1 protein-coding gene is annotated in these 765 nt (G+C 68.9%); it reads left to right on the top strand.

The annotated features are described in order from the left end of the window. The coding region (locus FDO69_RS40890; RefSeq protein WP_138430325.1) for an acyltransferase domain-containing protein at positions 1-765 on the top strand (765 nt) is incomplete at both ends.

The raw sequence follows: 765 nt of genomic DNA, 5'->3' as shown, positions 1-765 counted from the left end.
CTGGCCGTGGTGTTTTCGGGTCAGGGTGCTCAGCGGGTGGGGATGGGGCGGGAGTTGTACTCCGCGTTTCCGGTGTTCGCGGGGGCGTTGGATGAGGTGTGTGAGGTGTTGGATCCGCTGCTGGGCGGCTCCTTGAAGGAGGTGTTGTTCGGGGCTGAGGGTTCGTTGTTGTCGCGGACGGGGTGGACGCAGCCGGCGTTGTTCGCGTTCGAGGTGGCGTTGTTCCGGTTGGTGGAGTCGTGGGGTGTGCGGCCTGGTTTTGTGGCGGGTCATTCGGTGGGGGAGTTGGTGGCTGCGCATGTGGCGGGGGTGATGGGTCTGGGTGAGGCGGCTCGGTTGGTGGCGGCGCGTGCGGGGTTGATGCAGGCGTTGCCGGCCGGGGGTGTGATGGTCGCGGTGGAGGCCTCGGAGGGGGAGGTGCTGGCGGCGATCGGTGAGCGTGAGGGTGCGGTGGGTGTGGCGGCGGTCAATGGTCCGTCGGCGGTGGTGGTCTCGGGTGCGGACGATGCGGTGGAGGAGGTGCTGGCCGCGTTGCCGGGTCGGCGGGTGCGTCGGCTTGAGGTGTCGCATGCGTTTCATTCGCCGTTGATGGACGGGATGGTGGAGGAGTTCCGTTCGGTGGCGAAGGAGGTGCGGTATGAGGCCCCGCGGCTTCCGGTGGTCTCGACGGTGACGGGCCGGTTGGCCGAGGGGGAGGATCTGCGGTCGGCCGACTACTGGGTGACCCAGGTCCGGCAGCCCGTCCGCTACGCCGACGCCGTCACC

Source organism: Streptomyces tibetensis, assembly GCF_007655005.1.
Taxonomy (GTDB): Bacteria; Actinomycetota; Actinomycetes; order Streptomycetales; family Streptomycetaceae; genus Streptomyces; species Streptomyces tibetensis.
This window is presented reverse-complemented; position numbering and strand designations above follow the sequence as displayed.